Consider the following 7423-nt stretch of genomic DNA (forward strand, 5'->3'; position numbering starts at 1 on the left):
GATCCTGGCCGGCGGCGCCGACTTCGAATTCCGCCTCAACTACGAGATCATCCCGGCGATCGAGATCAAGGACTTTTCCGACATCAAGGTGACACGCCAGGTGTTCGACGTGCCTGATGCCGAGATCGACGAGCAGGTCCAGCGTGTTGCCGAATCGGCGCGCAGCTACGAGCCGAAGACCGGCAAGGCCGCCAATGGCGACCGCGTCACCATCGACTATGTCGGCAAGATCGACGGCGAAGCCTTCAATGGCGGCGCGGGCACCGATCAGCCGCTGGTGCTGGGCTCAAAAGAGTTCATCCCCGGCTTCGAGGATCAGCTGGTCGGCGCCAAGGCCGGTGACGAAAAGCAGGTCACCGTGACTTTCCCGGAGAACTACCAGGCCGCGCATCTTGCCGGCAAGGAAGCGACCTTCGACGTCACCGTCAAGGAAGTGTCCCAGCCCGGCGCGCTGGAAATCAACGACGAGACCGCCAAGAACCTCGGCCTGGAGTCGCTGGAGCGCCTGCGCGACGTCGTACGCGGCCAGATCGAGAACCAGTTCGGCGCCATGACACGCCAGAAGGTGAAGCGCCAGCTGCTCGACCAGCTCGATGCGGCTTATTCGTTCGAGGCGCCGTCGAAGCTCGTCGACGCCGAGTTCAACAACATCTGGGCGCAGGTCAATCGTGACCTGGAAGCAGCCGGACGCACCTTCGCCGACGAAGAGACGACGGAAGAAGAGGCGCGTGCCGAGTATCTGCGGCTTGCCGAGCGCCGCGTGCGTCTCGGCCTGGTGCTGGCTGAAATCGGCGAGAAGGCCGGCGTGACCGTATCGGACGAAGAGCTGCAGCGCGGCCTGTTCGAGCAGGTGCGCCGCTATCCGGGCAACCAGCAGCAGGAAGTCTTCGAGTTCTACCGCAACAACCCGGAAGCGTTGAACACGCTGCGGGCGCCGATGTTCGAGGAAAAAGTGGTCGACCATCTGCTCGGTCAGATTTCGGTCACCGACGTCAAGGTCAGCAAGGAAGAGCTGATGGCCGACGACGAAGAGGACGAGACCTCCGTCAAGGCGAAGCCGGCGAAGAAAGCCGCCGCCAAGAAGGCCGACGCCAAGAAGGCCGACGACGCGGAAGAGCCCAAGAAGAAGGCCGCGCCGAAGAAGAAGGCCGCCGAATAACACCAGCGCTCCGCTGAAACAGGAAGGCCGCCCTCCAGGCGGCCTTTTTCGTTGCCAAACTGCAACAGCCGCCATGCTTCGCGAGCGACGGCCTGTGGCGACCAAGCTTTGATCATTATCTGCGCTTCTATTGCAAGCCGCTTGGTTGTTGGAGGGCGTGTTGAGACTGTTCGTCGAATTGGGACACGCTTCGGCAATCGCGCTGGTCCTTGTCTCGGTCTGCGGCATCGCCCAGGCCGGCGCGGTGTCTGACAACTGGCGCTTCGGCACGAGTGAAGACGGCCTTGTCACGGCCTCGCTCTACGCAACCAACAAGCTGATCACCGGCGGCGGTGCCTTGAGCTACAGCCCGATCCTGACGATTGCCTGCCGGGCAAACGGCGAGCCGCATTGGACTGAATGGCTGCAATTGAACGACGCTGTTTCGGCCAGCCGCAAGATCACCATGTCGATCACGGTCGATCAGGAGAGCAAGTTCGATGAAAGCTGGGCGGTCGGGCCGCGCGGCCGGATGCTGGTGCGCGATGGCGCCGATGGCATCAGGCGCCTTGTCGCCGCGAACCGGCTCCAGCTTTCGTGGCGGTTCGGGCTGCTGGCGGGGCGCGGCGAGGCCGATTTCGACCTCGCCGGGTTCGGCGAAGCGGTCAATCAGGTAGCCGGCAGCTGCAACACCGATCCGCCGTGAACGGATCGTGAGCCAGGGCGGCGACAGGAATGGCTTGCTCAGGACCTCAAAATCTCTTGCTCAGGACCTCCGGCTGTCAGAACGCGACGACATCACCAGGCAGTAGCGCAAGTTCGGCCACGATGCCGCCGCCTGTCGTGGCATTGCTAACCGATCCATTCATGTTGGCGGTGCCCGCTAGCGGCACCATTTTTCGACGGCAATTGCAATTGCCTTGGTGCAATCGACGAGATCGCGCACCGAAACGCGTTCGTTCGGCTGATGCGCCTGCGCGGGGTCGCCGGGACCGAAATTGACGGTCGGCGTGTTGCCGAGGCCGGTCGGCAGGCCGATGTCGCTGTGCGCGCCAAAACCACTCAGGACCGGCGAGAGATTGGCTTCTTTGACGGCCTCCTGGAAGACGCCGACAAAGGGATTGTCCGAGGGGATTTCGGCGCAATCGGCGTCGAGGATCCACTCGACGCGGGCGGGGTGCTTTCGCAGGTAGGGGTCTGCCTGGCAGACATTGGCTATGTGCTCTTCGATTTCGCGTTTGACGTTGCCACCCAGTTTGAACTCGTCGTGCTCGCTCGGCAGATATTGAGCGTCGATGATGATCTCGCCGCGCTCTGCCATGGAGGACGGATGTTCGCCGGCGCTCATCTGGGTGACGATGATCTGGTTGGGCAGGTCCATCAACGGATGGTTCTTTCTGGGATCGAACATCCAGCGCCGGTTGAGGATGTCGATGCCGTCGAGGATTTGCCGGCAAAGCTGGACGGCATCGACCGGGCCGCTCGAATACCAGGCATTGGGCGTCAGCTCCGCATGCCCGCCTATGCCGTCAATGATGATCTTCCCCCACAGAATGCCGTGACAGAGCGGTGCGATCTTGTTCGCCGTCGGTTCGGTCATGATGCCGGCGTCGGCGTGAAAGCCGCGATCGACCATGGCCAGCGACCCCATGCCGCCGATTTCCTCGTCGACGACGGTGGTGAAGACGACGTCTCCGGACAGGGGAATGTCGAGTCCCTTCAGGATCTCGACGGCCATCAGCATGCAGGCGACGCCGCCTTTCATGTCGACCGTACCGCGGCCGTGTAGAAATCCGTCCTTGAGGACGGGCTGGAACGGGTCGGTCGTCCAGTGCCCTGCGGCGCCGGGCGGGACGACATCGATATGGCCGGTCAGCATGATGGAGCGACCGCCGCCCGTGCCCTTCAAGACGCCGCCGAGATTGGGCCGGCCTTCGAACGTCCTGCCTTTGTTGGCGCCGGCGCGCCCCTTGTATTTTTCGTAGAGTGCAGGGCCATCCGGGTCCCATAGATCGGTCGAGAAGCCGAGCGCCTCGATCCGCTTTTGCAGATAGAGCTGGCAATCACGCTCGCCGGGGCCGGCCTCCTTTGGATCGGATTTCACGATCGAGGGGAAGGCGACGAGATCGCTCAGCGTTTGGACGATACGGTCAGCGCTTGCCTCGACGCGCGCGGCAATGATCTCTTCCATGGACGGCATCATGATCTCCAACGTTGGGAAAGTCGGTCGGCGAGAAGGACGAAAACCAGAAGGGCGCCGACAATCCCCACCTGCCAAACCGTGTTGATGTTCAATTGCAGAAGGCCGGTCTTCAGCGTGACCAGCAGCAGGACGGCCGCGAACACGCCGCCAACGCCACCGCGCCCTCCGGTGATGGCGATGCCTCCAAGCATGGCGGCAGTCAGCGATTCGAGTTCGAGGTTCTGGCCGATATTGGGCCTGCCGCTGCCGAGCCAGGAGATCGAGACGAGCCCAGCGGCGCCGGCGAGCGCGCCACTCAAGGCGTAGAGGATCAAGCGAACGCGATCGACCGGAATACCGACCAGCCTGGCCGAGCGTTCGTTGAAACCCATGGCGTAGATCCAGCGCCCCCACGCTGTCGAGAGCAGCACCAAACCGGCTAGCGCAAAGCAGGGGATGGCAAGGGTGAGAAAGGGCAGGGGAATGCCCATGACGACGCCGCGCCCCCACACAAGCAGCCAGGAGGGCACGCCTGCTTGGGCCGCGCCGCCGGTAATGGCAAGTGCAGCGCCGGAATAGACGAAGAAGGTGCCGAGCGTCGCGATGAAGGGGAGAAGCGCGAGCCCGTTCACCAGCCATCCGTTCAAGGCACCGAGCATCGCGCCGGCCAGGATGCAGACGGCGGGCAGCAGGACCGGCGGCAATCCCAGCTTGAGGCAAAGCATCGCGACGATGGCGGACAGCGAGACCGCACCGCCGACCGAGAGGTCGATGCCGGCGCCACCGGCCATGATGACCAGCCCTTGTCCAAGGCCGACCAGGGCAAGGATCGTCGAGAACTGAAGAATGGTGGTGACGGTGCCGAGATTGAAAACAGAAGGCCTGAGCGCCAGCAGGCCGACAATCACGATCAGCCAAAGCATACAGAGCAAAGCCAGGGTAAGGGCCGGGCCTTGCAGGTTGCGGAGCGTTTTCATGCGCGGGCTCGTTGAAATCTGCCGAGCGGCAATCGGTTGCAAACAGCTTCGAAGCCAAGCACGCCGATGATGAGAACGCCGGTGACGACAGGCTGCCAAAGGGAAGGGACACCGATCAGCAGCAGGCCGTTCTGCAGGATTCTCAGAAGCAGCACGCCGAGCACGGTGCCGATCAGGCTGCATCTGCCGCCCAATATGCTGGTCCCGCCAAGAATGACCGCGGCAATGGCGTCGAGCGCCAGCGTGCTGCCGATCGTCATCTCCACATTGCGATAGGTGGCGACATAGAACGTGGCGGCAATGCCAGTCAGCACACCGCTGATGACGAAGGTCATGAAGCGGATCTTGATCACCGGGATGCCAGAAAGCCGCGCTTTTTCCTCCGAATTGCCGATCGCCAGCAGATGCAGCCCATAAGGGGTTCGCCGCAGCGCCAGCCAGACGGCCAGATAGGCAACGGCAATCACCAGGGCAGGGACGGGGACGCCGAGCACGCTGGTTGCAAGAAGATCTGTAAGGCTCGAGGGCAGGCCCGAAAGCCATTGCCCTCCGAGAAGTACGAAGACGGCGGTGCGGTAGACACCAAGCAGGCCGAGTGTACCGACAATTGCCGGAACGCGGCCGAGGACAACGACGGCGGCGGTCACGCATCCCAGCAGCGCACCGACCAAAGGGCCTGCAATGAGCGCCAGCAGCGGATTGCCGCCGGCGCCGAGCACACGCCCGATGGCGATGGCCGCCAGACCCATGACGATGCCGATCGAGACATCGATGCCGCCCATGGCGAGCAGCAGGGTCATGCCAAGGCCGATCAGCAGCAGTTCGACACTGTTGCGCAAGACCGTGGCTGCATTGCCTGATGTCGCGTAGTGCGGCGATGCGACAGAAAAGATGACGATCGCCAGCAAACAGGCGACAAACAGAGACCACTCCCGCCCGTTCATGGAGAAGACACCGTTTCCAAACTGCCGCACCACGTTCATCTCAGAGCTCAGAAGTTGAACTTGTCGACATTGTCCTTGGTGAAGACGGCCGGCGGCCCGAGAAGCAAAATGCCCTTGGCGGCATCATAGGTGACGGGCTTTTCCAGGCCGACGACCTTGTTTTCCGCTTCGAAGCTCTTACCGTCGATCAGCTGTTTGCCGGCCCAGACCGTGAGATAGCCGAGTTGCTCGGGATCCCAGAGAACGGTGAAGCCGAAGGCTCCGCTCTTCAGGTAAGACCGTGCCGTGTTCGGGCTGCAGTAGCCGGCACCGATGACCGAGCCGATCTTGCCTGCGGTTTCGATGGCCTGGGCTACGCCCGGGCATGTCGAGGAGGCGACGGCGATGATCGCCTTGATGTCCGGGTTGGCCGCCATCAGATCGCCTGATATTTGCGCGGCGCGTTCGGCGGTGCCGCCGGCGAATTGCGGCGCGAGCAGCTTCAGCTTCGGATATTTGGCGGTGGCTTGCTTCTGCATGAAGCCGATCCAGGCGTTGAGATTGGACGCCGTTGCCTCGCCGGAGACGATGCCGATGGTTGCGTCCTCGCCGACGCGCTTGACGAGTTCGTCGACAATGGTTGTGCCGAGGCCTTCGTCGGTCGCCTGCGCCACATAGACGGCGCGGCCGCTGTCGGGCGCGTCGCTGTCGCTGGTGAACAGCTTGATGCCTTTCGCCTTGGCGCTCTCGACCACGGGTGCGATGCTGGAGGCATCGAGGACGCTGACCGAGATCGCCTCGACGCCCTGATCGATCAGGTTCTGGACGATCTGCAACTGGTCGACCGGATTGGTGTCGACGGGACCGGAATAGATGAAATCGAGGCCCAGGTCCTTGGCGGCGCGATTGCCGCCGGCTTCCATGGCGTTGAAGTAAGGGATGCCGATCAATTGCGGAACGAAGGCGACCTTGTGTTTGTCCGCGGCATGCGCCGCGGTTGCAATGGCGAGTGACAGTGCGGAAGCGGCGAGCACTTTCTTGAACTGTGAAAGCATGTGTTTGAACCTCTCTGGAAATGACGTGCGTTTCAGTTTGTTTTTTCAAGCGCCCGCACGTCGGGATGAGCGCCTGTTATGAGCGAAACGACTTCCTCGTGATCGGTATCGGCCGCCAGCCGTTCGGCCACCTTGCGGCCGCGCCGGAACACCACGATGCGGTCGGCAACCTCGAAGACTTCGGAAATGTTGTGGCTGATGAGCACAACGGCACAGCCGCGCGCGGCAAGCCGCCGTGTCAGCGCCAGGACCTTGCGCGTTTCGGCAACGGCAAGGGCCGCGGTCGGCTCATCCATGATGACCAGCCTGGCATTCAGATTGAGCGCCCGGCAGATTGCGACGGCCTGGCGTTGGCCGCCCGACAGACTGCCAACAGGCGCTTCTGGATCGGAAATATGGGCGTCGAGCTCCTTCAGCAGGCCGTCGACGCGCTGGCGCATTTCTTTGCGCTTCAGGAACGGAATGCCAAAAATGGAGCGTTTCAATTCACGGCCGAGAAAGACGTTTTCTGCGATCGACAGGTTCTCCGAAAGCGCCAGTTCCTGAAAGATCGTCGCGATCCCCGATGCCGCGGCATCCTTGGGCGAGTGAAAGGCGACCGGATTGCCCTCGATCACAAGCTCCCCACCACTGGGCGGATGAGCGCCTGCCAGGATCTTGATGAAGGTCGATTTGCCGGCGCCATTGTCGCCGAGAAGCGCCAGCACCTCGCCGGAGCGGATCTCCAGATCGACATTTGCCAGCGCGGTCAGAGCGCCGAAGCGCTTGGCGATGTTTCTGGCGACAAGAAAGGGCTCTGTCATGACGGGTTCCCCGACGATTGCGGATCGGCTAGGCGGCGTTGCTGACCCAGCGCAGCACGTTGGTCCAAAGCCGCGCGTAGCCAGGCCATTCGACAAAACTGTTCGGCAGCCAGTGAGGACCGATGTCCGACGTCCAGACCAGCGTACGCCCTTCGCCATGGCGCCCGGTAACCAGCAGGGGATGGCCGCCCTGGTCCTGCGGCAGCCGCGCCAGGACCTCGACATCGTCGCGATCACGGGCGATGACCTCGTTGGCACCGAGCAGCAGCGGCCATTCGCCCTCGATGCCGGCAAAAATCGGATGATCCCTGGAACCAGTGATCTCAGGACGAAAGCCTTCCGGTA

The 7423-nt window shown here is 62.7% G+C and carries 8 protein-coding genes; 2 read left to right on the forward strand and 6 right to left on the reverse strand.

All coding sequences use genetic code 11. The features are described from left to right. A partial coding sequence (gene tig / locus EN964_RS18400) for a trigger factor (RefSeq protein WP_127276598.1) occupies positions 1–1159 on the forward strand: 1159 nt, incomplete at its 5' end. A gap of 160 nt (positions 1160–1319) precedes the next feature. Further along, positions 1320–1844 (forward strand): hypothetical protein, encoded by a 525-nt coding sequence (locus EN964_RS18405; RefSeq protein ID WP_127270944.1) that lies wholly within the window; start codon positions 1320–1322, stop codon positions 1842–1844. Positions 1845–2021: 177 nt separating this feature from the next. Here the strand turns inward: EN964_RS18405 and EN964_RS18410 are convergent, their stop codons facing one another. The 6 genes from EN964_RS18410 to EN964_RS18435 form a co-directional block, all read right to left on the reverse strand. After that, positions 2022–3338: a M20 family metallopeptidase gene (locus EN964_RS18410; RefSeq protein ID WP_127276600.1), complete on the reverse strand. Its 1317-nt coding sequence runs from the start codon at positions 3336–3338 to the stop codon at positions 2022–2024. Then, positions 3338–4297 (reverse strand): ABC transporter permease, encoded by a 960-nt coding sequence (locus tag EN964_RS18415; protein WP_127270155.1) that lies wholly within the window; start codon positions 4295–4297, stop codon positions 3338–3340. Before EN964_RS18415 ends, EN964_RS18410 begins: the two co-directional genes overlap by 1 nt. After that, a complete protein-coding gene (locus EN964_RS18420) occupies positions 4294–5280 on the reverse strand; it encodes an ABC transporter permease (RefSeq protein ID WP_206517084.1) in 987 nt (328 codons plus the stop codon). The genes EN964_RS18415 and EN964_RS18420 overlap by 4 nt, the downstream gene beginning before the upstream one ends. A gap of 8 nt (positions 5281–5288) precedes the next feature. Next, positions 5289–6275, reverse strand: coding sequence for an autoinducer 2 ABC transporter substrate-binding protein (locus EN964_RS18425; protein WP_127272226.1), 987 nt, complete (start codon positions 6273–6275; stop codon positions 5289–5291). 32 nt (positions 6276–6307) lie between these two features. Then, entirely contained in the window at positions 6308–7078 is a 771-nt protein-coding gene (locus EN964_RS18430; RefSeq protein WP_127271196.1) for an ATP-binding cassette domain-containing protein, read from the reverse strand. A gap of 28 nt (positions 7079–7106) precedes the next feature. Next, the coding region (locus tag EN964_RS18435; protein ID WP_245490666.1) for a glutamine amidotransferase at positions 7107–7423 on the reverse strand (317 nt) is incomplete at its 5' end.

This window comes from Mesorhizobium sp. M7A.F.Ca.CA.001.10.2.1 (assembly GCF_003998575.1).
In the GTDB taxonomy this organism is placed as follows: domain Bacteria; phylum Pseudomonadota; class Alphaproteobacteria; order Rhizobiales; family Rhizobiaceae; genus Mesorhizobium.

What these genes read in the sequence shown, in the direction of transcription:
- EN964_RS18410 (WP_127276600.1), bottom strand. Translation starts at nt 3,338, where the DNA reads ATGCCGTCCATGGAAGAGATCATTGCCGCGCGCGTCGAGGCAAGCGCT.
- EN964_RS18415 (WP_127270155.1), bottom strand. Translation starts at nt 4,297, where the DNA reads ATGAAAACGCTCCGCAACCTGCAAGGCCCGGCCCTTACCCTGGCTTTG.
- EN964_RS18420 (WP_206517084.1), bottom strand. Translation starts at nt 5,280, where the DNA reads ATGAACGTGGTGCGGCAGTTTGGAAACGGTGTCTTCTCCATGAACGGG.
- EN964_RS18425 (WP_127272226.1), bottom strand. Translation starts at nt 6,275, where the DNA reads ATGCTTTCACAGTTCAAGAAAGTGCTCGCCGCTTCCGCACTGTCACTC.
- EN964_RS18430 (WP_127271196.1), bottom strand. Translation starts at nt 7,078, where the DNA reads ATGACAGAGCCCTTTCTTGTCGCCAGAAACATCGCCAAGCGCTTCGGC.